The organism is Blastococcus capsensis (genome assembly GCF_030165005.1).
Taxonomy (GTDB): Bacteria; Actinomycetota; Actinomycetes; order Mycobacteriales; family Geodermatophilaceae; genus Blastococcus; species Blastococcus capsensis.
Genome location: NZ_JASNNW010000007.1, coordinates 139520 through 163762 on the forward strand (window position 1 = coordinate 139520; position 24243 = coordinate 163762).

Here is a 24243-nt window from a genome sequence, read left to right on the forward strand (position 1 = left end):
ATGAACACACCCACGAAGATCGCCGCGTTCGCCGTCGGCCTCGTCGCCGTGTTCGGCGCGGCCGTCGGCGTGGGCTCCGCGGTCGGCCCGGTCGGCCTGGGGGACGACTCCCCCGCGGCCGGGCATCCCGCGGCCGACGCGAGGCACGGGGACGGCGGCCACGTGACCGCCGCTCCCGCGCCCGCGGACCTGCCGGCCGGGCTCCAGGTCGCCGAGGACGGCTACACCCTCGACCTGGCCACGGACACCGCTCCCGCCGGCTCCGCCACCCCCGTCGCCTTCACCGTGCTGGGCCCCGGCGGCTCGCCGGTCACCGGGTACGAGGCCGACTCCGAGGTCGACCTGCACCTGGTCGCCGTGCGCCGCGACCTCACCGGCTACCAGCACGTCCACCCCGAGCTCGGCGCCGACGGCGTCTGGCGGGCCCCGCTGGCGCTGGAGCCGGGCAGCTGGCGGCTGTTCGCCGACTTCACCGCCGCCGCCGACGGCGAGAACCGCGTGCTCGGCGCCGACCTCGCCGTCCCGGGCGGCTACGAGCCGCAGCCGCTGTCGGAGCCGTCGACGATCGCGGAGGTGGACGGCTACACGGTCGTGCTCACCGGCGGACTGACGCCGGGCTCGGCGTCGGAGCTGACGTTCAGCGTGAGCCGCGACGGCGTGCCGGTCACCGACCTGCAGCCCTACCTCGGCGCCTACGGGCACCTGGTGGCCCTGCGCGACGGCGACCTCGCCTACCTGCACGTCCACCCCGCCGGGCACGAAGCGGTCGAGCCCGCGCCCGGACCGCACGTCGAGTTCGCCACCACCGCCCCGTCGACGGGTACCTACCGGCTGTTCCTGGACTTCCGGCACGACGACGCGGTGCACACGGCCGCGTTCACGGTGCCCGCCGGAAGGGCTCCCGCCGCCTCGCACGAGGAGCACGGATCATGACCACCGCACCCGCGGGCACCACCAGCGACGTCGAGCTGCTGATCGGCGGGATGACCTGCGCCTCCTGCGCCGCCCGGGTGGAGAAGAAGCTCAACAAGCTCGACGGCGTCACCGCCACGGTCAACTACGCGACCGAGAAGGCGAAGGTCAGCTTCGGTGACGGCGTGCGCACCGAGGACCTGATCGCCACGATCGAGAAGACCGGCTACAGCGCGCGGCTGCCCGAACCCCCGCGGCCCGGGCTCGCCGAGGAGGCCGAGGCGGACCCGGCCGACGCACCGGTGCGCGCGCTACGCACGCGGCTGGTCGTCTCGGCGCTGCTCAGCGTGCCGGTGATCGCGATGGCCATGATCCCCGCGCTGCAGTTCGAGTACTGGCAGTGGCTGTCGCTGACCCTCGCCGCCCCGGTGGTGGTGTGGGGCGGGGCCCCGTTCCACCGGGCGGCCTGGACCAACCTGCGCCACGGCGCGGCGACCATGGACACCCTGGTGTCGCTGGGCACGCTGGCCGCGTTCGGCTGGTCGCTGTACGCGCTGTTCTGGGGCACCGCCGGCGTGCCCGGCATGACACACCCGTTCGAGCTGACCATCGCCCGCACCGACGGCAGCGCCAACATCTACCTCGAGGCCGCGGCCGGGGTGACGACGTTCATCCTGGCCGGCCGCTGGTTCGAGGCGCGGTCCAAGCGCCGGGCCGGCGCGGCGCTGCGCGCACTGCTGGAGCTGGGTGCCAAGGAGGTCTCGGTGCTGCGCGGCGGCACCGAGCAGCGGGTCCCGGTCGGCGAGCTGGGTGCGGGCGACCTGTTCGTCGTCCGCCCCGGCGAGCGGATCGCCGCCGACGGCGAGGTGACCGAGGGCTCGTCCGCCGTCGACGCCTCGATGCTGACCGGTGAGTCGGTGCCCGTCGAGGTCCGTCCCGGCGACCCGGTCACCGGTGGCACGGTCAACGCCGGCGGCCGGCTGGTCGTGCGCGCCACCCGCGTGGGTAGCGAGACCCAGCTGGCGCAGATGGCGCGGCTGGTCGAGGACGCGCAGAACGGCAAGGCCGAGGTGCAGCGGCTGGCCGACCGGATCTCCGGGATCTTCGTGCCGGTCGTGCTCGCGCTGGCCGTGGCGACCCTCGGCTTCTGGGTGGGCACCGGCGCCGGCCTGCCGGCCGCCTTCACCGCCGCGGTGGCCGTGCTGATCATCGCCTGCCCGTGCGCCCTGGGGCTGGCCACACCCACCGCGCTGATGGTGGGCACCGGCCGCGGCGCGCAGCTGGGCATCCTGATCAAGGGCCCCGAGGTGCTGGAGTCCACCCGCCGGGTGGACACCGTCGTGCTGGACAAGACCGGAACGGTCACGACCGGCCGGATGACGCTGCTGGACGTCGTCCCCGCCGCCGGCGAGGACGCCGCCCGGGTGCTGCGGCTGGCCGGTGCGCTGGAGTCGGCGTCCGAGCACCCGATCGCGCAGGCCGTGGCCCGGGGCGCGACCGAGCGCACCGGCGACCTCCCGCCGGTGGCCGACTTCGCCAACCTCGAGGGCCTGGGCGTCCAGGGCATGGTCGAGGGCTCGGCGGTGGTCGTCGGCCGCCGGCGCCTGCTGGCCGACCGGGCGATGTCGCTGCCCGCCGACCTCGACCGGGCCGTCACCGAGGCCGAGGGAGCCGGCCGCACCGCGATCGCGGTCGGCTGGGACGGCGCGGCACGGGGGGTGCTCGTCGTCGCCGACGCGGTCAAGCCGACCTCTGCGACCGCCGTCGCCCAGCTGCGCGCCCTCGGGCTGACGCCGATCCTGCTCACCGGCGACAACGAGAGGGCCGCGCGGGCCGTCGCCGCCCAGGTGGGCATCGACGAGGTGATCGCCGAGGTGCTCCCGCAGGACAAGGTGGCCGTCGTACGGCGGTTGCAGGACGAGGGCCGCACCGTGGCCATGGTGGGCGACGGCGTGAACGACGCACCGGCGCTGGCCCAGGCCGACCTCGGCCTGGCCATGGGGACCGGCACCGACGTCGCCATCCAGGCCGGCGACCTGACCCTGGTGCGTGGCGACCTCCGGGTGGCCGCGGACGCGATCCGGCTGTCCCGCCGGACGCTGGGCACGATCAAGGGCAACCTGTTCTGGGCCTTCGCCTACAACGTGGCCGCGCTGCCGCTGGCCGCCGCGGGGCTGCTGAACCCCATGATCGCCGGTGCGGCCATGGCGTTCAGCTCGGTGTTCGTGGTGTCCAACAGCCTGCGGCTGCGCGGCTTCTCGCCGCTGCCGGAGAACCGGGACGCGACCCTCGCCGTCGCCGGTGGACACCCAGCCGGTGCTGCGACCGCGGGCCGAGCGGGGTAGTACCTGCCGACAGTCTGGCTCTGAGTGCCACGGCACTCAGAGCCAGACTGTGCACGGACCCCGCACGTGGTGGCCCTTCTCCCCCGCGCGCAGTCGGTCGCTGCCCACCATCGTCGGCAGAGACCGACCGTCCGCACATCCACGTCCCTGCCCGGAGGCGTCACGGTGAACAGTGCCATCGACCGCACTCGGTGACGAGCTGCCCGCGGGATCTCCGGCACCGGTCTCGCCGCCGGCCTCCTCCTGCTCGCGCGTCCCGCCGCGGTCGCCGCGGCGGTCGACCCGCGGTTCTCGCACGACCGGCTGTGGCATCGCCCGCGTGCTCGGCGCGCGGCCGGTCGCCCAGCACGCGCTCGTGCTGACCCGGCCGGACGGGGCGAGCCTGCGGCTGGCCGCCGCGGTCGACGGCCTGCACGCGGCCAGCATGCTGCCGGTCCTCGCCGTGCCCCGCTACCGCCGGGCCGCCGCGGTCACCGGTGGCCTGGCCGCGGCGTCCGGGCTGGCCGGCCAGTCCGTCGCCGGGTCAGGACGCCGTTAGGAGCAGGACCTTGCCCACGTGGCTGCTGCCCTCGAGGAGTGCGTGCGCGTCCGCGGCCCGGCTCATGGGCAGCCGCCGATCCACGACCGGCCGGATCACGCCCTTCTCGACATCGGGCCAGACCTCGGCGCGCACGGCGGCGACGACCTCGGCCTTGCTGCCCGGGCCGGTGGCCGGGCGGCCACGGAGCGTGGTGGCCCGCACGGTCCCCCGCTTCCGCATGAGGACGCCGAAGTCCAGCTCACCCCGCGTGCCGCCTTGCATGCCGATGGTCACCAGCTGCCCGCCGGTGGCCAGGACGTCGACGTTGCGCCCCAGGTAGGCGGCGCCCATGTTGTCCAGCACCACGTCGGCACCGTGCCCGTCCGTGGCCTGCCGCACCTCGGCCACGAAGTCCTGCTCGCGGTAGTTCACCAGGATCTCGGCACCGAGTTCCCGGCACGCGTCCAGCTTCGCGGCGCTGCCGGCCGTGGTGGCCACCCGGGCACCGGCGCGGGCGGCCAGCTGGATCGCCATCGTCCCGATGCCGCTCGAGCCGCCGTGCACGAGGAACACCTGCCCGGCGCGCAGCCCGGCGAGCATGAATACGTTCGACCAGACCGTGCAGGCCACCTCGGGCAGTGCGGCGGCGGTCGCCAGGTCCACCCCGGCGGGCGGCGGCAGCAGCTGCCCGCTGGGCACGGCGACCCGTTCGGCGTAACCGCCGCCGGAGAGCAGCGCGCACACCTCGTCGCCGACCGACCACCCGGTCACCTCCGGGCCGACCTCGCTGATGACGCCGCTGCACTCCAGCCCGAGGATCTCGCTGACCCCGGGCGGCGGCGGGTAGTTCCCCTCCCGCTGCATGATGTCGGCGCGGTTGACGGCCGCGGCGACCACGTCGACGACCACCTCCCCCGGACCGCACACGGGGTCCGGCGCCTCTCCCCAGCCGAGCACCTCCGGGCCGCCGTGCTCCGACATCGTCACCGCGCGCATCCACCGCTCCTCACTGCACGTGCACCTGTCCCCCTACCGGCCCGGCCGGAAGGTCACTCCGCGGCGGCACCTGCGGTGCTGCCCTTCGCCTGCTCGCTGCTGGGGCCGCCGACCCAGACGGTCTTGGCGTTCATGAACTCGTACATCCCGACCTCGGTCAGCTCCCGGCCGTAGCCGCTCTGCTTGATCCCGCCGAAGGGCAGCTCGGGGTAGCTGGCGGTCATCCCGTTGATGAACGCCATGCCCGAGGCGATGTCGCGGACGAACTGCGCCCGCTCGTCCTCGTCCTCGCTCCACAGGTTCGACCCCAGCCCGTAGACGTGGCTGTTGGCCAGCTCGATCGCCTCCTCCAGCGAGTCCACGGTGTACAGCGCGGCGACCGGGCCGAACACCTCCTCGGAGTGCATTCCCATCTCCGGGGTCACGCCGGTGACGAGGGTGGGCTGGTAGAACCAGCCCGGCCGGTCCACCCGCTCCCCGCCGACGACGACGGTGGCCCCCTTGCTGCGGGCGTCATCGACGTAGCCCTCGACGTCGCGCAGCCCCGACTCGGTGGCCAGCGGGCCGACCTGGGTCTCCTCGTCCATCGGGTCCCCGACGGTCAGGGCGGCGATCTTCTCGGCGAACAGCCGGGTGAACTCCTCGACGACGTCGCGGTGCACGAAGAACCGCTTGGCCGCGATGCAGCTCTGCCCGTTGTTCTGGTTGCGGGCGGTCGTGGCCACCTCGGCAGCGGTGTCCAGGTGTGCCGAGGGCATGACGATGAACGGGTCGGACCCGCCGAGTTCCAGCACGGTCTTCTTCAGCGCGTCCCCGGCGATCGCGGCCACCGACTGCCCGGCCGGGCCGCTGCCGGTCAGCGTCGCGGCGATGACGCGGTCGTCCCGCAGCACCCGCTCCACGGTGCCGGAACCGATGAGCAGGGTCTGGAAGACGTCGGCGGGGAAGCCGGCCCGGCGGAACAGCTGCTCCAGGTACAGCGCTGTCTGCGGCACGTTGCTCGCGTGCTTGAGCAGCCCCACGTTGCCGGCCATCAGCGCCGGGGCGGCGAACCGCATCGCCTGCCACAGCGGGAAGTTCCACGGCATGATCGCCAGCACCACACCCAGCGGCTGGTGGACCACGTAGGCCTGCTGCGCACCCACCGCCTGCGCGTCCTTGACCTGCGGCTCGAGGAACTCCGGCCCCCGCTCGGCGTAGAACCGCAGCGCCGTCACGCACTTGCCGGCCTCCGCCTTCGCCGATGCGAGCGTCTTTCCCATCTCGGTGACCATCAGCTCCGCGACCGCGTCGATCTCGTCCGCCAGCACATCGGCGGCGGCCGACAGCCAGCCGGCCCGCTCCTGCGGTGCGGTCAGCCGGTAGTCGGCGAACGCGGCAGCCGCGCGGGCGAGCTTCTCCTCCAGCGCCTCGTCGGGAAGCGCGTCGTAGGTCTTGAGCGTCTCCCCGGTGGCCGGGTTGATCGTGGCGATCGCCATGGTGTTCTCCCGTGTGGGTGTCGTGGTCCGGCAGCGGGTGCTGCGGAGGTCGGCGGGTGGGGATCAGCTGTGCTGCTCGCGCAGCAGGTTCTTCTGCACCTTGCCGGTGGAGGTCTTCGGCAGGTCGCCGCGGACGAACCGCTTCGGCACCTTGAACGAGGCCAGCCGGGACCGGACGAAGTCGGCCAGTTCCTGGTCGGTGACGTCCGCCTCGGCCCGCAGCGTCACGTAGGCCACCGGGACCTCACCCCACTTCTCGTGCGGTTCGGCCACCACGGCGGACTCGGCGACGGCGGCGTGCGCGTCGAGGGCGCGCTCGACCTCCACCGAGGAGATGTTCTCGCCCCCGGAGATGATGATGTCCTTGCTGCGGTCCCGGATCTCCACGTAGCCGTCCGGGTGGACGACCGCGAGGTCACCGGTGCGGAACCAGCCCCGCTGCCCGTCCGCGTCGGCGAGGGTGACCGCCGCTGTGGCCTCGTCGTCGCGGTAGTAGCCGAGCATCACGTCGTTGCCGCGGGCGACGATCTCCCCGACCGTCGTGGCGTCGCGGGGCACGTCGGCACCCTTGTCGTCCACGACGCGCAGCGGATCCGCGACCACGTTCCCCACACCCTGCCGGGCCTTGAGCTCCGCCTGCTGCTCGGTGTCCAGGTCGTCCCACTCCGGATGCCACTCGTTGAGCGCCAGCGGACCGTAGGTCTCGGTGAGCCCGTACAGGTGGGTGACGTCCATGTTCAGCGCCGACATGCGCGCCAGCAGGGTGGGCGTCGGGGGCGCTCCGCCGGTCTGCACCTCCACCCGTGGTTCCACCGGCCCCTCGGCCGCCTCGTCGGCGTTGAGGATCATCGTCAGGACGGTGGGCGCCGCGCTGAAGTGCGTGATGCCCTCGGTGCGCAGCAGCTGCCAGATGCGCGCCGGCTCGATCCGCGGCAGGCAGACGTGGGTGGCGCCGGCGGCCGAGACGGCCCACGGGAAGCACCAGCCGTTGCAGTGGAACATCGGCAGGGTCCAGAGGTACTGGCTGGTGGACCCCAGCCCGGTGTGCATCGCCATCGCCAGGGCCTGGAGGTAGGCCCCCCGGTGCGCGTACATCACCCCCTTCGGCCGTCCCGTGGTGCCGGACGTGTAGTTCAGGGCGAGCAACCCGGTCTCGTCCGCGCAGGGCAGCGCCAACGGTTCGCCGCCGGCCAGCAGCTGCTCGTACTCGCTGTCCCGATCACCGGCCAGCACCAGCGGGACGCCGACCGCCGCCGCCACCTCGGTCGCGGTCGCGGCGAACTGGGGGTCGGCGACCAGGAGCGAGGCCCCGGAGTGCTCCAGGACGTATCCGAGCTCCCCGGGGGAGAGGCGGGTGTTCAGCGGAACGATCACCGCGCCGGCCCACGGGATCCCGTTGTGCAGCTCCAGCATCGTGGCGCTGTTGGCGCACAGTGCCGCCACCCGGTCGCCGGGTGCGATGCCACGCGCGGCCAGCCCACCGGCCAGCCGGCGGGACCGGTCGGCGAACTCCCGGTAGGTGGAGCGACGGTCCCCGTCGATGATCGCGGTGCGATCGGGGAACACCCGCGCCGACCTCTCGAGGTACGCGGTGGGGCTGAGCTGGCTGAACGTGAACGAGGCCATCCGGATCTCCTGGGGGGTCGGCGGGAGCGGATCGTGTGGAGCCTGGGTCACACCCTGCCCGGTCCAGGTGCAACCGGCTCGGGGGACGCCGTCCCAGCGGGACCGAACCCGTACCGGCGGGCGGGGTTGTCGACCAGGACGGCGTGCCGGACGGCCGGGTCGGGCACCCACCGCTCCAGCCGCCCGCGCATCCCGGCGGCGTCGGGCACGGGCAGCTGGACGCCCACGTGCGGCCAGTCGCTGCCCCACAGCAGGTTCTGCGGGCGCACCTCGACGAGCGCGCGGACCCGGGCGGCGATCGCCTCCTCGTGCCGTTCCCACGCCTCGGCGAACGCGGCGCCGCCGGCCTCGGCGTCGACCCCGGGCGGCAGCAGCCGCTCCAGCCCCGACAGCGTCACCCAGATCCGGTCCTCCTCCAGCAGCTCCAGCACCAGCCGGACGGCGGGGTCGTCGAGTCCCACGTCCGACGGCAGGTAGCCGAGGTGGTCGAGGACCACCGGCGCCGGGCAGCGGCGGACGGCGTCGCCGAGCCGGTCGACGTGCCGGCGGACGTCGGTCCAGACCTCCACGTGCCAGCCCAGCGGCGCCACCGTCTCGCCGACCTCCACCAGGGACTCGACGGGCACACCACCGGGGTAGCCGTCCTGCACGCGGGTGCCGCGCACACCCACGGCGTGCATCTCGGCCAGCTCCTGCGGAGACGTGCCCGGCGCGACGCACGCCACGCCGCGCAGGGCGTCGGGCCGGGTCCGCAGCGCGGCGAGCAGGCACCGGTGGTCGTCGCCGTAGGCGCTGGGCTGGACCAGCACCCCGCGGTCGCACCCCGCGGCCCGCAGGTGCTCCGCGTGGTCGTGCACGTCGAACGCCGGTGGGTCGTAGGCGGCGCCACCGACGAGCCGGGACATGTCGACGCCGTCGGCGACGAAGACGTGGCAGTGGGCATCGATACCGCTCATCGGCGGTCCTCCGAAGGCTCGGCCGGGCCGTCGCCGGTGCGGGCCGCGGCCAGCTCGGCCAGCACCGGCAGCAGGTGGGTGCGGAACAGGGGGTAGTTCTCCGCCATGGGGAAGTGCCCGATCCCCGGCATGGTCCCGCCGCGGGCGCCCGGGATGGCCGCCAGCGCCGCTGCGGTGCCCTCGGGGCTGCAGGCGTGGTCGTACTCGCCGGTCAGCAGGTACACCGGGCACCGTGCGGTGTCGATGTCGCCGGCCCTCCCGCGCAGGTCCAGGTCCTCCGAGTAGAAGAACGTGTCCCCCCGGTAGATCCCCGGCCCGCCCTGGCTGTAGGTCCACCACACCTCGCGGCGGGCGACCTCGGGGCTGGACGGCGACATCAGGCTCGCCGTCCAGGAGGCGACGGCCTGCTGGGCGTTGATGTCGGGGTGCAGCGGCCAGTCCTGGAACCGCCCCTCGACGTGCAGCGCACCCGACAGCCCGATCACCCCGGCCCAGCGTTCCGGGTCCCGCCGGGCCAGCTCGATCACCAGCGAACCGGCCATGGAACAGCCGAGGACGACGGGCCGGTCGAGTTCCAGCGCCGCGCAGACGTCCTCGACGAGGGCCACGTACCGGTCGGTGGTGAGCAGGTACTCCTCGGTCCACCAGCCCTCCGGCGGCAGCGACCGGCCGTGCCAGGGCAGGTCGAAGGCGACCACCCGGTGCCGGCCGGTCACCTCCGGGTCGGTCAGCAGGTGCCGGAACTGGCGGCTGTCCGACCCCGCGGTGTGCAGGGCGAGCAGCACCGGCCCGCTGCCGGCCTCCTCGAAGTAGACGCGGTAGTCGGTGCCGGACGACCGGAGGTGGACGTACCGGCCGACGACGTCCTCGATCACCGCCGGATCACCTCCCCGCGCGCCGCCCGGTCGTGGAGCCTCGCGAGCTCCACCAGCCGGGTGATCACCCGCAGGTGCCGGATGAGCTGCTCGCGGCCGGCGACCACCTCGAGGCCGTCGGCCGCCTTGGTCAGGGCCAGCAGGTCGTGCCGGCGTGGCGCGGCGCCGGCGTCCACCAGCTCGCGCCAGGCGCCGACCGGCCCGCGCAGCTCCAGGTCTGCACCGGGGGTGCCGTCGTCGACGGAGACCGTGCCCCGGTCGTAGCGGAGCAGGACGTCTCCCTCGTCGTCGGCCACCAGGCGGGCGGTGAAGACGGAGAACCGGCCGATGTGGGCGTTCTCCGGATCGGCGGCCACCGCGCGGGCCCAGCCGGCCAGCCACTCCCGCCCGGTCATGCCGGTAGCCTCCCGAGCACCCCGGCGATGCCGGCGAGCTCCGGCGACACCGGTTCGAGCCGGTCGAGCACGCCGGCGTCGTGGCCGGTGAGGACGTGCTCGACCGCCCCGGAGGCGAGCAGGTCGCGGACCGTCTGGAGACCCTGGTATGCGCCGGGCAGGTCGGTGACCGCGATGAAGGGCATGTCCCGTTCCAGCTCCTCGGTGAAGTGCACGGCGTCGGAGGCCAGCAGCACGACGCCCGCACCGGTCCGGACGGTGACCATGGCCTGCCCCGGCGTGTGCCCGCCGACCTCGGTGACGACGACGCCCGGCGCCACCTCCACGGAGCCGGTGAACCGGCGCAGCCGGCCCTCGGCCTCGGCCCGGGTCAGGGCCGCCACCTCGTCGGCCTCGGTGAAGTGCCCGATCAGCGGCTTGGCGGCCATCGGGGAGGTCCAGAAGTCGACCTCGGCACCGCTGACCACCACCGTCGCCGCGGGGAAGAGGTCGACGTTGCCGATGTGGTCGTAGTGCGCGTGGGTGACGACCAGGGGATGCGGCGCGGCGGTGTCCACCCCCAGCCGCCGGTACGCCTCGGCGGGGTCGACCAGCACCGTGCGCCCCCGCGCCTGCGCCGGCCCGCGGCCGAAGCCGGTGTCGACCAGGACGGTCGTGCTCCGGCTGCGCAGGATCCACAGGTAGTAGTCGACAGTGAAGTCGGCGTCCGGCTCGCCGTACTGGGCGTAGTTCAGGAACACCTCGCTCCGCCGCGCCCGGCGGGTGCCGTGCCGGACGACGACCACCTCGTAGACGTCGTCCGGCGTGGCGTCCGCTCCGGCTGCCATGCCCGCCATATCCCTCACCCCGGCCATCAGGCCCCGCGGCCGCCCTCGTGCACGGCGACGGTCGGCTCGAGGCCGTCGGCGCCGACGACCTCGCGCCACGCGTCGAAGCCGGCCTGGAACGCCACGATGCCGGCCTCCGGGAGGGCGATCTCGATGGCCTCGAGGATCTCCTGGGGGCTGACGCCCAGGTCAAGCGCCACCCGGATGTGGCTCTGGATGTGCCCCTTGGACGCCCGGATCACCGTCAGGCTGACGATGAAGATCAGTTCCTTGGTCTTGCGGTCGAGCCTGCGCTGGTCCAGATAGGCCGCGCCGACCAGCCCGTTGGCCGCCTGCAGGACCGGGAAGTCGTGCTTGGCCATGACCTTGTGGTAGTCGAGGACATAGCCCCGGGATCGGGCCATGTCGTCGATGTAGGCCTGCGGGTCGTCGGTCACGGGGTCTCCTCGTCGTCGGTTCCGGGTGGTGCCTGTCGGTCCCCGGTCCCGCTGCGCAGCGGGGCCCGGTTGACCGACTCGTAGTGGCGGGCGATCTCGGTGTGGTCTAGGCCGGCGCCGCCGAGGGCCTCGCGGGCCCGGACCGCCGCGGCGTACGCGGCGTCGGTGACCGGCGTGCTCGCCTCCTGCGCCGCCGCCAGCGACCGGGCGATGCCGAGGTCCTTGATCATCAGGTCCATGGCGAAGCCGGAGTCGTAGCTGCCGGTCAGGACGTGCTTCGGGTACTTGACCTCGGTGGCCTGGGACCGGCCGGTGGAGGCGTTCAGCACCTGGACCATCACCTCCGGCGCGATGCCGAAGCCCGCGGCGACGGTGAGCACCTCGGCGGCTGCCGCCAGGTTCGTCGCCGACAGCAGGTTGTTCAGCGCCTTGGCGGCGTGCCCGGCACCCGCGGCGCCCACCACGAGCACCGCACTCCCCAGCGGCTCCAGGTGCGGCCGGGCGCGCTCGACGTCCTCCGGATCGCCTCCGACCATGATCGACAGCTCTCCGGTGACGGCGCGGGCGACGCCCCCGGAGACGGGCGCGTCCACGTACCCGGTGCCGCGTGCCCGCGCGTCGGCGGCCAGCCGCCGGGTGCTGGCCGGCTCGGAGGAGCCCATGTCGACGACCAGCGCCCCGGCCGGCAGCCGGGCGAGCAGCCCGTCGGTCAGGAGCACCGCCTCGACGACCCGGCTGTCGGGCAGCATCAGGACGACGGTGTCGACGTGGTCCGGGACCTCGGCCAGGGTCGGCAGCGCCCGACAGCCCAGCTCCCCGGCCAGCGCGGCGGCGACCGCGGGGTCGGCGTCGAACAGCACCGTGTCGAATCGGGCGGCATGGCGGCGGGCCATGGGTGCACCCATGCGCCCCAGGCCCACGAAGAGGGTGCTCACGAGCCCGCGAACCGGGTGCGCAGCTCCACCTTGCGGATCTTCCCGCTCGGCGTCTTGGGGAGCGAGTCGACCAGTTCCAGCCGTTCGGGCAGGAAGTGCTTGGACAGCCCCTGGGCCAGGAGGAAGTCGCACACCTCGGCCAGGGCCGGCGTGGCGGCGCCCTGGGGCACGACGACCGCGCAGGCCCGCTCGCCCAGCCGGACGTCGGGGATCCCGATGACCGAGGCCTCGACGATCTGCGGATGCTGGAACAGCAGGCTCTCCACCACGGTCACGGGGATGTTCTCCCCGCCGCGGATCACGATGTCCTTCGTGCGCCCTTCGAGGAGGATGTAGCCCTCCTCGGTGCGCCGGGCGGTGTCGCCGGTGGTGAACCAGCCGTCGGCGTCGATCTCCCGGGCGGTCGCCTCGGGCAGGTCGAGGTAGCCCAGGAAGAGCCCGGGCCCCCGGATCCGCAGCGCCCCGATGACGCCGGGCGCGGCCTCCACCCCCGCCGTGTCGACGATGCTGACGTCGGTGCCCGGCACCGGGACGCCGTCGGTCGCCTGCGCGGCGGCGGGCAGGGAGGGCGCGCAGGAGATCCCGATGCCGAGCTCCGTCATGCCCCAGGCCGGGCAGACGTAGCAGCCGAACAGCTCACCGGCCACCGTCGGGAGGGTCCGCGGCACGGGAGCGCCGGCCAGCACCACGGTGCGCAGGGAGCACTGCTCGTCGTGCGCCAGCTCGGTCAGCACCAGGTCCTGCAGGAACGTGGGCGCCGAGAACATGGTGGTGACGCCCTCCTCCCGGACCACGGCGACTGCCTGCTCGGGCACCCAGCGGTCCAGGTACACCGCCGTGCCGCGCAGGTAGGTGGTCAGCAGGACGCCCCACAGGAAGCCGGTGTGGTGGCCGACCGGCGAGGCGGTCAGGTTGACCAGGGGCTCGCCGAGGGTCTCCCGGCCCACGTGCGCCACCCAGTTCCGCAGCACGGCGGACAGGGTCTGGTGGGTGTTCATGACGCCCTTCGGCTCCCCGGTCGTGCCCGAGGTGAAGCCGACGTGGCAGAGGGCACGCGGGTCGGGCGCGGGCAGCTCCACCTCGGGTGCGTCCAGCAGCGAGGACAGGGGCCGGACGCCGTCGCCGGCCGGGTCGCCGTCGGCCGGATCGCCGGCCACCACGACGTGCCGGACCGACGGCAACCCGCCCCGCAGGCCCTGCACCAGCGCCCGCGGGCTGTTGCTGCCGAACCGCTCCGCCACGACCACGACGGCGGCGCCGGTCCGGCGCAGGATGACCTCGACCTCCCGCTCGCCGTAGGCCACCGGGATGCCGCTGTAGACGGCACCCAGTTCGTTGATCGCGAAGATGAGCGCCGCGAAGTCGGTCGAGTTCGGCAGCATCACCGCGACGAAGTCACCGGCGCGGACGCCGAGGGCGTGCAGGCCGCGGGCGTACCGGGAGGCCCGCTCGTCGAGCTCGGCGTAGGTCGTCCGCCGGGCGCCCGGCGCCCCGCTGATCCGGTCGATCGCCGCCACCCGGTCCGGGTGCTCGGCGGCCGCGGCCGTGAGCAGTGCACGGAGCGGTTCCGCGGCCCAGGCTCCGCTGTGCTCGTAGTCGCGGGCGAGTTCGGCCGTCAGCCGGCTGTCGGGCCGGATACCCGGATGCGCTCCGGCGGGGGTGGGGGACGGCGTGCTGGTTCGCTGATCGGTCACCACGATCGCTCCTCGTACGGGTGGGTGGGGCTCGGATGCAGGGCTCAGCTCGGTGCGGCGGCGGCCGGGGTGCAGGTGAGGACGACCTTTCCGGCGACGCTGCCGGACGCGACGGCCTCGAGGGCGGCACCGGCCTGCTCGAGCGGGTAGGTGCGGGCGACCGGGACGGTGAGCCGCCCGTCGACGTACAGCTGCAGCAGGTGCTCGATCGCGGCCCGCACCGACTCCGGTTCGCGGTCGCGGTAGTCGGAGACCTGCAGCCCGAGGACGGCGAGGTTCTTGACCAGGACGTGGCCGGCCTTGATGGTCGGCAGGTCGCCGGAGGCGAAGCCGATCACGACCAGCCGCCCCTCCCATGCGGTACAGCGCAGCGACTGGGCGAACACGTCACCCCCCACGAGCTCGAGGACCACGTCCGCCCCGCGGCCCTCGGTCAGCGCCAGGACGTCGTCCCGCATGGACGTGCCCGCCATCACCACCGAGTCGGCCCCTTGCTGCCGGGCGAGCGCGGCCCGTTCCTCGTCCTGGGCCACGGCGATCACCGTCGCGCCGAGCGCCCTGGCGATCTGCACGCCGGCCGAGCCGACGCCGCCGCCGGCGCCGGTGACCAGGACGGTCTCCCCCGGCCGCAGACCGGCCCGCCGCACCAGCGCGAAGTGCGCGGTGATGGCGCCCAGCCCGAAAGCGGCCGCGTCGACGAAGGGCACCTCGTCGGGCAGGGTCACCACCTGGGGCTCGGGCACGGCGACCAGCTCGGCGTAGCCGCCGTGCTCGATCTGGGCGAGGACCCGGTCGCCGACGGTGAGCCGGTCGACCCCCTCCCCGACCGCGCGGACGGTTCCGGCGATCTCCTTGCCGGGGCTGAACGGGCGCTCCGGGAGGATCTGGTAGCTGCCGGCCACGACGAGGACGTCCGGGAAGTTGACCCCGGCCGCCGCCACCTCGACGAGCACCTCGCCCGGCCCGGCCACCGGATCGGCGAGCTCGCCGGTGACGAGGGTCTCCGGCGGGCCGAACTCCTGCACCAGTGCTGCTTTCATGCGGGGCTCCCGGACGGGGTGGCGGCCCGGTCGAAGGTCAGCGCCTCCGGTCCGGTCCGCAGCGGCGGATAGGGCAGGGCTCCCGGCGCGGACCGGAGCTGGTCCACGACGGGGACGGGCAGCGCGCTGACGTCGAACCCGGGCCCGGCCACCCGGTGCCCGGAGCGGGTGCGCAGGGTCTGGCTGCGCGCGGCCTCCTCGAGCGTGGCGACGACGCAGCAGCACACGTCCTCGCCGCCGAACCGCTCGCTCCAGTACGCGGCGGGGGAGGCGGCGATCCGCTCGGCGACCGCGGCGATGACCTCGTCCTCCCGGCCGGCGTCGGACCGGAGCTCCGCGGGCAGGTCGACGAGCTCGCAGAAGCGGCGCCAGAAGCGTTCCTCGAGGGGCGCGGCCGCCACGTGCCGGCCGTCGGCGGTCCGGTAGACGTGGTAGCGGGGGCTGCCGCCGGTGAGCAGGTCGCGGCCGGGCTCCGGCCAGGTCCCGCTGCCCGCGTGCGTGGCCAGGTAGCCGTAGGCGAGCGTGCTCAGGTTCGGGGTCATGCCGATGTCGAGGTGGCAGCCCTCGCCGGTGGTCTGCCGCCGGAACAGCGCCAGCAGGATGTTCACCACCGCCGGGTACGTGCCGCCGGCGATGTCGGCGATCACCGTCGGTGGCAGGTGCGGGTCGCCGCGCTCGTCGACGACCACCCCCAGCAGACCGGACTCGGCGAGGTAGTTCAGGTCGTGCCCGGCGCGGCCGGCCGCCGGCCCGGTCTGGCCGTAGCCGGTGATCGAGCAGTAGATGGTCCCGGGGGCGACCGCCCGGAAGTCCTCGTACCCGAGGCCGAGCCGGTCCATCACGCCGGGCCGGAACTGCTCGACGACGACGTCCACCTCGGGAGCCAGCGCGAGCAGCCGGTCGCGGACGGCGGGGTCCTTGAGGTCGACCGCCGCGCTGCGCTTCCCCCGGTTGAGCAGCGCGTAGTTGGCGCTGCTCTCCCCGAGCCGGGGCACGTAGCTGCGCATCTCGTCGCCGTGCGGGGGTCGCTCGACCTGGAGGACCTCCGCGCCGGCCTCGGCCAGCAGCAGCGTCGCCAGCGGACCGGGCAGCAGGGTGGAGAAGTCCAGCACCCGGATCCCGGCCAGGGGCGGTGCCGGCCGGCCGTTCCCGGTGGCGCTCATCCGCCGGCCCCCACCAGCGTGCGCGCCGCCGTCCGGGCGGCCTCGACGGCGCCGCAGGCGGCCCGCAGCGACACCGCGTCCCGCAGCAGGCCCTCCACGGGGTACTCGGTCATGTAGCCGTAGCCACCGTGCGACTGCACGGCGGCCGCCGCGACGTCGATGGCCGCGTCGCAGGCGGGGAGGAGGGCCGCGGCCACGGCGTCCGGCCGGTCGAGGTTGGCGGTGACCGCGGAAACGAGGAGCGCCCGGGCGGTGGCGGCCTGCGCCGACAGCGACGCGCGGACGGTCGGGAGCTCGGTGAGCGGGGCGCCGAACTGCACGCGGCCGGCGCTGTAGGCCAGCGCCGCGGCGGCAGCGGCCTCGGCGATGCCGGCGGCGACGGCGGCCGCGCCGGCGTCCAGGAGGGTGCGGGCCCGCCTGACGTGCGGTCCGCGCAGCACGTCGCCCTCGGGCACCGCCGCGTCCAGCCGGACGCCGACGGTCAGCGCGCCGTCGAGGCCGGTACGCGCGACCGGGGTCCCGAACGAGATGCCCTCCGGCGGGACGAGGACGGCGGTGTCGGCGTCGAGCAGCAGCACCAGCCGGGGCTCCCGGCCGGCCGGGTCGATCCGGTCCAGGGCGCCGGTCAGCCGCCCCCCGGTGAGCGTGACCGACCCCGGGTCGCCCGCCGTCACCGCCACCGGGGCGCCGTCGTGCAGGCCGTCGAGCAGCGCGGGCGTCCGGCGCGCGGCCGCCAGGGCCGGCGCCGCGGCGTGCGCCTGCACCGACGCCCACGCCAGCGCCGGCCACGTGCCCCCGAGCCGGGCCAGGGCGACCAGCGTGGTCGGCGCCGGCGCTCCCCCGCCGCCGTCGGACTCCGCCACGCCGAGCGTCCACAACCCCTGGTCGGCGAGGACCCGGCGGGCGGCGTCGACGTCGTCCGGCCGGTCGTCGCCCACGCGGGCGAGCGGGCCCCCGGTGAGGTCGTCGACGAGGTCGAGGACCGCCTGCTGCTCGTCGTCGAGCCGGGGGCCGGCCCAGGGCCGCCTCACGACCAGAACGTTTCCGGGTCCGGCGTCCGCTTGGCGCCGAAGGCGTTCCCCGTCTCGTGCGCCTCCTTGGTGGCCAGGTAGAGGGTGAGCTGCTGGTCGTGGGCCATGCGCGCCTGCCCCAGCACCCCGGTGTGCCGGGCGGAGAACGCACCCTTGAGCGCCCCGATGGCCATCGGGCTGCGGGTGGCGATCTCCGCGGCCACCTCCTGCGCCCGCGACACCGCCTGGCCGGCCGGGACGACCTCGTTGACCAGTCCCATGGCCAGCGCCTGGGCCGCGGTGTACTTGCGGTTGAGGTACCACATCTCCTTGGCCCGCTTCCGGCCGATGGAGTCCTCCAGGTACCAGGTGCCGTAGCCGGCGTCGAAGCTGCCGACCATGGGCCCGACCTGCCGGAAGACGGCGTTCTCCGACGCGATGGTCAGATCGCAGATGTTGTGCAGCACGTTGCCGCCACCCACCGCGAAGCCGTTCACCGCCGCGACGACCGGCTTGGCGATGGTGTCGATCGCCTCGTACACGTCGATGATCGGCAGCACCTGGGAGTAGTCCAGCGACGTGGTCTCGTCGTGCTCCCCGCCGATGCAGAAGAACTTGTCGCCCGCCCCGGTGAGCACCGCGGCACGCAACGCGGGATCGGTGCGGAACCGCTGGAGGGCGTCCTTGAGCTCCAGCAGGGTCTGCGCCCGCAGCTTGTTGCCGGCGTCCTCCCGGTCGATGGTCAGGGTCAGGACCGGCCCCGAGGTCTCGCTCCGGATGTCGGTGTAGTCGCTCATCGAACCTCTCCGTGCTCGGTGGTGCCCGCGCGGAAGCCTCGGCCGCTCTTGGTGCCGAGGTAGCCGGCCGCGACCATCTGGTGCAGCAACGGCGGCGGGGCGAACTGGGGATCGAGCGTCGCCTCGTAGGCGGACTCGGTGGCGTGCCGGTGCACGTCGATGCCGATCAGGTCCAGCAGTGCCAGCGGGCCGAGCTTGTAGCCCAGCCCCAGCTGGATCGCGACGTCGATGTCCTCGGCGCTGGCCAGGCCGTCGTCGTACTCCTGCACGACGTCGTTGAGGTAGGGCATCAGCAGCCGGTTGACCAGGAAGCCGGGCCGGTCCTTGACCTCCACCGGCGACTTGCCGATGTCCTCGACGAACGCGACCAGGTCGGCCACGACGTCGGCGTCGGTCTGCAGCGCCCGCACCACCTCGACCAGCGCCATCACCGGCGCCGGGTTGAAGAAATGCAGCCCGGCCATGCGGCCGGGGGCGGACAGCGACGCGGCCAGGTCGGTCACCGACAGCGCCGAGGTGTTGGTCGTGAGCACCGTCTCCGGCCCGACGGTCTCCGCGACCCGCCCGAGCAGGTCGACCTTGACGTCGTGCTGCTCGACGACCGCCTCGATCACCAGGTCGACACCGGCGAGGTCGGCGAGGTCGGCGGTGCCCCTGATCCGGCCGAGGACGGCGTCCCGCTCCTCGGCGGTGGTCTTGCCGCGGCTGACCCCGCCGTCGAGGAAGGTGCGCACCGCCTCGGTGCCGCGGTCGATCCGCGCCTGCTCGGTCTCCAGGACGACGACGTCGCGGCCGGAGGCGGCCACGACCTGGGCGATCCCGGCCCCCATCGTCCCGAAACCCAGGACGGCGACCCGCGGGAAGGTCCTCATGCTCGAACTCCGTTCGCTTCGGGTCTCAGGCACCGAAGGCCCTGGTGGTCTCGTAGGTGTAGAAGCCGCGGCCGGTCTTCCGGCCCAGGTCGCCGGCGGCGATCATGCGGTCGACCAGCGGCGGCGGCGCGAAGCGCGGCTCGCGCAGCTGCTCGTACAGCCGCATCGACACCGCCTTGTGCACGTCGAGGCCCACCACGTCGAGCAGCTGGAAGGGACCCATGGGGTGACGGAGCGCGCCCAGCACGGCCCGGTCGATCGACTCCACGGTGCCCAGTCCGGCCTCCAGGGCCCGGATGCAGTTGTTCTCCCACGGGATGAGGAAGCGGTTGAGGATGAAGCCGGGGCGGTCCTTGGTGATGACCGTCGTCTTGCCCACGCCGGCGAGGAACTCCAGCGACCGTTTCGTGGCCTCCGGAGCGGTGTGCCGGCCCTCGGCCACCTCGACCAGCTTCATCAGCTGGGCGGGGTTGCAGTAGTGGGTGCCGACCACCCGCTCGGGGTGCCGGGAACCCGAGGCGATCGACGTGACCGACAGCGTCGAGGTGTTGGTGTGGAACAGCGTGTCGCGGGAGACGACGTCGTCCAGCTCGGCGAAGAGGGTCTTCTTCACCTCCAGGTCCTCGAACACCGCCTCGACGACCACGTCCGCCGGGGCGAGGTCGCGCAGCTCGGTGGTGCCCGACAGGTTGGCCAGGGCGGCCTCGAGCTGGTCCTCGGTGAGCTTGCCGAGCGATGCACTCCTGCGCAGGAAGCTCTCGACGGTGTCGAGGCCGCGCTGCACGGCGGCGTCGTCGAGGTCCCGGAGGATGGTGCGGTGTCCCGCTCGGGCGGCCACGACGGCGATCCCCGCCCCCATGGTGCCGCCGCCGATGACGGCGACGGTGAGCTGGTCCTGGGTCATCGGTCCTTCTTCTTCCTCGCCGGGGCGGGAGTCGGGTGCGGGTGAGCGGTCATCGGGCCGTCTGGCCGCCGTCGACGACGACCACCTCGCCGGTCATGAAGTCCGACGCGGGGCCGGCCAGCAGCAGCAGCCAGGGGGCGAGTTCGTGCGGCTCGCCCATCCGGCGGGCGGGGACCGCGCGCAGCACCCGGGAGAGCGCCTCGCCGTCGGCCCGCAGCCCGGCGTTCATGTCGGTGGCGAAGTAGCCGGGCGCCAGGGCGTTGACCTGGACCCCGTGGCGGGCCCACTCCACGGCCATCGACCGGGTGAAGGCCACGACCGCGGCCTTGGAGGCGCAGTAGGCCGCGTGGCCGGATACCCCCTTGAACGCGAAGTTGGAGGCGATGTTGATCACCTTGCCCGAGCACTGGGCCACCATGTGCGCGCCGGCGGCGCGGGTGGCCAGGTAGGTGCCTCGGACGTTGGTGTCCATGACCCGGTCCCAGTCCGACGGGTCCTGGTCGAGCAGCGGGGTGCTGTCGATGACCCCGGAGTTGTTCACCAGGACGTCCAGGCCGCCGAGCTCGGCGACCGTGGTGTCGACCAGCCGCTGGACGGCCGCGGGGTCGGTGACGTCGGTCGGCACGACCAGCGCCCGCCGTCCGGTGCTCTCGATCTCGGCGGCGACCGACTCCAGCTGGTCCCGGCTGCGCGCGGCCACCGCCACGTCGGCGCCGGCACCGGCCAGCGCCACCGCCAGGGCCCGGCCGAGCCCACGGCCGGCGCCGGTGACGACGGCGACCTTGCCCAGCAGGGGCTGCTGCTCCGGGGCTTGCTGCGCGGCGGTCACCGGAGGGCCCCCTTCAGCCGTCCAGCGGTGTCACGGGCGATCAGGAGCCGTTGCACTTCGTTCGTCCCGTCGTAGATCTGGGTCACCTTGGCGTCCCGGAGATAGCGCTCGATCCCGTGCACGGCCAGGTCGCCGACCCGTCCGAGCACCTTCGTGGCCGCCACGGCGACCTGCCAGCCGATGTCGGTGCAGGTCTGCTTCATCAGCGCGATCGTGCCGCCGGCCGCCCCGCCGGTCCGGTCCACCTCGCGGGCGACGCCGAGGAGCGTGAGCCGGCCGCGCAGGATGGCGCCGCGCATGTCGGCCAGGGCGAAGGCCACGTCGGGCGGCAGGTCGGCGCCGTGCACCCGGTGCAGTGCGGCCAGCGCGTGCGCGTAGGCCCCCCGCGCCAGCCCGACGCCCTGCGCGGCCGCGCTGATCCGGGACTTCGTCACCGAGCTGACCACGATCGCCCAGCCCTCGCCCTCCCCGCCGAGGCGGTGGGAGACGGGTACCGGCGTCCGGTCGAAGAACACCTCCGCGGTGGTGGAGCCGTGCATCCCGGTCTTGGCCATGGGCGCGCCCCGGGAGAGCCCCGGGGCGTCGCCGTCGACGACGAACGCGGTGATGCCGCGCCGGCCGGCGCGCGGGTCGACGGTGGCGAAGCAGATGACCACGTCGGAGCGGTCGCCGGTGGTGATGAAGGTCTTCGACCCGGTGATCGCGTACCCGCATGCCCGCCCGTCCGCGTCCGTCTCGGCCACCGCGCGGGTCCGCAGGGACGAGGCGTCGCTGCCGGCCCCCGGTTCGGTGACGCCGAGCGAGCCGTACCGGCTGCCGTCGACCAGGCCGGGGACGTACTGCCGCGCGAGGTCGGGGCTGCCCGAGTGCAGGATCGGGGAGGCGGCGTGCATCTGGGTCATGTAGACCAGGCTCGTGGCCGGGCACCCGGCGGTGATCTCCTCCATCGCCGCCGCGTAGGCCACCGTGCTGTCCGCGCTCCCGCCGTGCTCCTCCGGCACCAGCAGACCGCCGAGACCGGCCCGGGCCAGCGCCTGGTAGCTGTCGTGGGCGAAGACGTGGTCCCGGTCGCGGGCGGCCGCGCCCGGGGCGACGTGCTCGGCGACCACCTCGCGGGTGCGCGTCCGTACCTCGCGCTCCCGAGGGTCGAGCAGCGCGTCGGCGACCTCCTCGTCCAGCGCGCCGTGCAGCGCGAGGTAGGCGTCCGGCTCGGCGTCGAACAGCGGTTCCCCGGCGGTGCGGGAGCCGGTCATGCCTCCTCCTCCGGACGCGGGGCGGCGGCGAACCGCGGGGGGCGACGGGCCTTGAAGGCGGCGATGCCCTCGGCCGCCTCGGCGGAGCCGGTGACCAGGCCGGCCAGCGCGGTCTCGAACGCCAGGCCGGTCTCGAGCGGCGCGTCGGCTCCGTGCCGCAGCGCCAGCAGCACCGCCCGCACCGCCCGGGGCCCGCGGGCCGCCACCTGGGCGGCCAGCTCCTGCGCCGTCGCCAGCACGTCGTCGACCGGGACCGGCGGCACCGGCGTCAGGCCGAGGGCGTAGGCGCGGTCGGCGGGGATCCGGGCCCCGGTGAGCATGGTGTGCGCCGCGACCGGCTGCCCGACCCTGCGGACCAGCCGCTGGGTGCCGCCGTAGCCGGGCACGAGCCCGAGCCCGGTCTCGGGCAGGCCGAGCTGGGCGTTGTCGGCCAGGACCGCGAACGTGCACGCCAGCACCACCTCGAAACCGCCGCCCAGAGCCAGCCCGTTGACGGCGGCGACCACCGGGACGGGGCAGCGCTCGATCCGCCCGACCACCGCCTGACCGGCGCCGAGGACGTCGTAGGCGTCGTCGGCCGACAGCCCGGCGAGCTCGTCGAGGTCGGCGCCGGCGCTGAAGGCGCGGTGCCCGGTGCCGGTGAGCACGATCGCCCGGGCGCCATCGGCCGGGAGCCCGGCGAGTGCCGCGTCGAGGTCGCGCAGCACCCGGGCGTTCAGCGCGTTGTACACGTCGGGCCGGGTGATCCGGATGGTCGCCACCGGGCCGTCCCGGTCGACCTCGACGACGGCGGAGCCGCTCACGACACCCTCCTGCCGGCGGTGGGAGCAGGCGCGGCGACGGCGCCGGAGGCGAGGAGGCCGTCGATGGCCCCGGCATCGAATCCGGCCTGCCGCAGCACCTCGACCGTGTGCTCCCCGAGCTCGGGGAACCGCTCGTTGCGGGGCTCGGGGATCGACGCCAGCCGGAAGGGGCTGCGCACGCCGTTGAGCACGCCGTCGAAACCGGGGACCGGCAGGATCGCGCCCCGGGCGACCACCTGCGGGTCGGCCGTCACCTCGGCCAGCCCCTGCACGAGGGAGGCCGGCACGCCGGCGTCTCCCAGGACGGCGAGCCACTCGGCCGCCGGCCGTCGCGCGAGGACCCCGGTGATCGCGGCGATGAGCTCCCCCCGGTGCGCACGCCGGCCGGCGTTGTCGCGGAGCCGGTCGTCGTCGGCGAGGGCGGTGAGGCCGACGGCGGCGCAGAACCGCCGCCAGATCACGTCGTTGCCGATCGCGATGACGATGTCCCGGTCGGCGGTCGGGAAGGGCTGGTACACGGCCAGGACCGAGTCGGTCCCCCCGCTGGGAGCCGGCTCCGGCTCACCGGCCAGGTAGGCCGCCACCCGCGGCGCGAGCAGGGCCAGGTCGGAATCCAGGAGCGAGACGTCGACGAGGTCGCCCTGCCCGGTGGCGCGCTGCCGGACGACGGCGGCGGTGACGGCCAGCGCCGCCGCCATCCCGGTGACGATGTCGGAGAGCGCCGTCGAGACGCGCTGGGGGGATCCACCGGCCGGGCCGGTGACCGACATCAGGCCGGACCGGGCCTGGGCGACGAGGTCGTACCCGGGCAGCGCGGCGTCGGGCCCGGTCAGCCCGAGGCCCGACATCGCGCAGTAGACCAGCCGCGGATGGCGTGCCCGGACGTCGTCGGGGGTCAGCCCGAGGGGCGCGAGCTTCGACGGGTTGAGGTTCTCGACGAGGACGTCGGCGCCGGCTAGGAGCCGGTGGAGGACGGCGATCCCGTCCCCGGACCGGAGGTCGACCGCGACGCTGCGCTTGTTGCGGTTGGCCGAGGCGAACCAGGCGGATGCGCCGTCGACGCTCGGCGGGCTCCACCAGCGGGCGTCGTCACCGGTGCGTGGGCGCTCCACCTTCACGACGTCGGCGCCGAGGTCAGCCAAATACATGGAGGCGGTCGGGCCGGCGTAGGACGTCGACATGTCGATCACCCGGAGCCCCTCCAGGGGCGCCTGGCACCCCGCCCCGGTTCTCGTCGATGACACTGTTCCGCACCGCCCCTTCATGTCTCGCGGCCTGGGCCGAAACGTAGGCAGTCGACGCCGCGGGTGTCAATGTCGGACATTTAGGTGATCGCGATCCGCAACACAGCAGGCCCGCTTCCGGGACGCGATCGTGCGAGCCGCGCGGCGCTCACCAGGGGTGATAGGTACGACAGCGTGTCGCAGTCGGCCGTGCCGTACGGACGCGACCGGCAACTGGACGGTGAGTCTTGACACAGCTGCTTAATGACCGACATTATCCCGGCACGCGTTTCCCGACCGCTCGACCGGTGGGCGGTGAGCGCGGCAGCGGAACCCCACAGGGCTCCTCCCGG

Annotated in this window: 23 protein-coding genes; 3 read left to right on the forward strand and 20 right to left on the reverse strand. The window is 74.3% G+C overall.

Annotated features, from left to right (window positions below; genetic code table 11):
* From QOZ86_RS08210 to QOZ86_RS08220, 3 genes are all read left to right on the forward strand, one after another.
* Complete coding sequence (locus QOZ86_RS08210) at positions 1 to 933, forward strand: DUF8832 domain-containing protein (RefSeq protein WP_284491467.1); 933 nt, start codon at positions 1 to 3, stop codon at positions 931 to 933.
* Positions 930 to 3257 carry a heavy metal translocating P-type ATPase gene (locus tag QOZ86_RS08215; protein WP_284491468.1) on the forward strand — a complete coding sequence of 776 codons (2328 nt, stop codon included), beginning with the start codon at positions 930 to 932 and terminating at the stop codon, positions 3255 to 3257. The genes QOZ86_RS08210 and QOZ86_RS08215 overlap by 4 nt, the downstream gene beginning before the upstream one ends.
* Positions 3258 to 3576: 319 nt before the next feature.
* Positions 3577 to 3795, forward strand: coding sequence for a hypothetical protein (locus QOZ86_RS08220; RefSeq protein ID WP_284491469.1), 219 nt, complete (start codon positions 3577 to 3579; stop codon positions 3793 to 3795).
* On the opposite strand, the gene QOZ86_RS08225 is transcribed toward QOZ86_RS08220, so the two are convergent.
* From QOZ86_RS08225 to QOZ86_RS08320, 20 genes are all read right to left on the reverse strand, one after another.
* Positions 3781 to 4773 (reverse strand): NAD(P)H-quinone oxidoreductase, encoded by a 993-nt coding sequence (locus QOZ86_RS08225; protein WP_284491470.1) that lies wholly within the window; start codon positions 4771 to 4773, stop codon positions 3781 to 3783. The genes QOZ86_RS08220 and QOZ86_RS08225 overlap by 15 nt on opposite strands.
* Positions 4774 to 4826: 53 nt before the next feature.
* Positions 4827 to 6251: an NADP-dependent succinic semialdehyde dehydrogenase gene (locus QOZ86_RS08230; protein WP_284491471.1), complete on the reverse strand. Its 1425-nt coding sequence runs from the start codon at positions 6249 to 6251 to the stop codon at positions 4827 to 4829.
* A 63-nt stretch (positions 6252 to 6314) separates the two neighbouring features.
* Positions 6315 to 7877 (reverse strand): acyl--CoA ligase family protein, encoded by a 1563-nt coding sequence (locus tag QOZ86_RS08235; RefSeq protein WP_284491472.1) that lies wholly within the window; start codon positions 7875 to 7877, stop codon positions 6315 to 6317.
* Positions 7878 to 7924: 47 nt separating this feature from the next.
* Positions 7925 to 8833, reverse strand: coding sequence for an amidohydrolase family protein (locus tag QOZ86_RS08240; RefSeq protein WP_284491473.1), 909 nt, complete (start codon positions 8831 to 8833; stop codon positions 7925 to 7927).
* Positions 8830 to 9708 carry an alpha/beta fold hydrolase gene (locus tag QOZ86_RS08245; protein WP_284491474.1) on the reverse strand — a complete coding sequence of 293 codons (879 nt, stop codon included), beginning with the start codon at positions 9706 to 9708 and terminating at the stop codon, positions 8830 to 8832. Before QOZ86_RS08245 ends, QOZ86_RS08240 begins: the two co-directional genes overlap by 4 nt.
* The gene (locus tag QOZ86_RS08250) at positions 9705 to 10103 is read right to left on the reverse strand and encodes a hypothetical protein (RefSeq protein ID WP_284491475.1); all 399 of its coding nucleotides are present in this window, start codon (positions 10101 to 10103) and stop codon (positions 9705 to 9707) included. The genes QOZ86_RS08245 and QOZ86_RS08250 overlap by 4 nt, the downstream gene beginning before the upstream one ends.
* Complete coding sequence (locus tag QOZ86_RS08255) at positions 10100 to 10930, reverse strand: N-acyl homoserine lactonase family protein (protein ID WP_284491476.1); 831 nt, start codon at positions 10928 to 10930, stop codon at positions 10100 to 10102. The genes QOZ86_RS08250 and QOZ86_RS08255 overlap by 4 nt, the downstream gene beginning before the upstream one ends.
* 26 nt (positions 10931 to 10956) lie before the next feature.
* On the reverse strand, positions 10957 to 11367 hold the full coding sequence (locus QOZ86_RS08260) for a carboxymuconolactone decarboxylase family protein (protein WP_284491477.1): 411 nt from the start codon (positions 11365 to 11367) through the stop codon (positions 10957 to 10959).
* Positions 11364 to 12302 carry an NAD(P)-dependent oxidoreductase gene (locus QOZ86_RS08265; protein ID WP_284491478.1) on the reverse strand — a complete coding sequence of 313 codons (939 nt, stop codon included), beginning with the start codon at positions 12300 to 12302 and terminating at the stop codon, positions 11364 to 11366. Before QOZ86_RS08265 ends, QOZ86_RS08260 begins: the two co-directional genes overlap by 4 nt.
* Positions 12299 to 13996: an AMP-binding protein gene (locus QOZ86_RS08270; protein WP_284491479.1), complete on the reverse strand. Its 1698-nt coding sequence runs from the start codon at positions 13994 to 13996 to the stop codon at positions 12299 to 12301. The genes QOZ86_RS08265 and QOZ86_RS08270 overlap by 4 nt, the downstream gene beginning before the upstream one ends.
* Before the next feature lie 44 nt (positions 13997 to 14040).
* Positions 14041 to 15036 (reverse strand): NADPH:quinone oxidoreductase family protein, encoded by a 996-nt coding sequence (locus tag QOZ86_RS08275; RefSeq protein ID WP_284491480.1) that lies wholly within the window; start codon positions 15034 to 15036, stop codon positions 14041 to 14043.
* The gene (locus QOZ86_RS08280) at positions 15033 to 16199 is read right to left on the reverse strand and encodes a CaiB/BaiF CoA transferase family protein (RefSeq protein WP_284491481.1); all 1167 of its coding nucleotides are present in this window, start codon (positions 16197 to 16199) and stop codon (positions 15033 to 15035) included. Before QOZ86_RS08280 ends, QOZ86_RS08275 begins: the two co-directional genes overlap by 4 nt.
* Positions 16196 to 17230, reverse strand: coding sequence for an acyl-CoA dehydrogenase family protein (locus QOZ86_RS08285; protein WP_284491482.1), 1035 nt, complete (start codon positions 17228 to 17230; stop codon positions 16196 to 16198). The genes QOZ86_RS08280 and QOZ86_RS08285 overlap by 4 nt, the downstream gene beginning before the upstream one ends.
* Positions 17227 to 18006, reverse strand: coding sequence for an enoyl-CoA hydratase-related protein (locus tag QOZ86_RS08290; RefSeq protein ID WP_284491483.1), 780 nt, complete (start codon positions 18004 to 18006; stop codon positions 17227 to 17229). Before QOZ86_RS08290 ends, QOZ86_RS08285 begins: the two co-directional genes overlap by 4 nt.
* Entirely contained in the window at positions 18003 to 18878 is an 876-nt protein-coding gene (locus QOZ86_RS08295; protein WP_284491484.1) for a 3-hydroxyacyl-CoA dehydrogenase family protein, read from the reverse strand. Before QOZ86_RS08295 ends, QOZ86_RS08290 begins: the two co-directional genes overlap by 4 nt.
* A gap of 25 nt (positions 18879 to 18903) precedes the next feature.
* Positions 18904 to 19782 carry a 3-hydroxyacyl-CoA dehydrogenase family protein gene (locus tag QOZ86_RS08300; protein ID WP_284491485.1) on the reverse strand — a complete coding sequence of 293 codons (879 nt, stop codon included), beginning with the start codon at positions 19780 to 19782 and terminating at the stop codon, positions 18904 to 18906.
* A gap of 49 nt (positions 19783 to 19831) precedes the next feature.
* Complete coding sequence (locus QOZ86_RS08305) at positions 19832 to 20611, reverse strand: SDR family NAD(P)-dependent oxidoreductase (RefSeq protein ID WP_284491486.1); 780 nt, start codon at positions 20609 to 20611, stop codon at positions 19832 to 19834.
* Complete coding sequence (locus QOZ86_RS08310; RefSeq protein WP_284491487.1) at positions 20608 to 21864, reverse strand: acyl-CoA dehydrogenase family protein; 1257 nt, start codon at positions 21862 to 21864, stop codon at positions 20608 to 20610. The genes QOZ86_RS08305 and QOZ86_RS08310 overlap by 4 nt, the downstream gene beginning before the upstream one ends.
* Positions 21861 to 22667 carry an enoyl-CoA hydratase/isomerase family protein gene (locus QOZ86_RS08315; protein WP_284491488.1) on the reverse strand — a complete coding sequence of 269 codons (807 nt, stop codon included), beginning with the start codon at positions 22665 to 22667 and terminating at the stop codon, positions 21861 to 21863. Before QOZ86_RS08315 ends, QOZ86_RS08310 begins: the two co-directional genes overlap by 4 nt.
* Positions 22664 to 23932 carry a CaiB/BaiF CoA transferase family protein gene (locus QOZ86_RS08320; RefSeq protein WP_284491489.1) on the reverse strand — a complete coding sequence of 423 codons (1269 nt, stop codon included), beginning with the start codon at positions 23930 to 23932 and terminating at the stop codon, positions 22664 to 22666. Before QOZ86_RS08320 ends, QOZ86_RS08315 begins: the two co-directional genes overlap by 4 nt.
* Between the last annotated feature and the right edge of the window lie 311 nt (positions 23933 to 24243).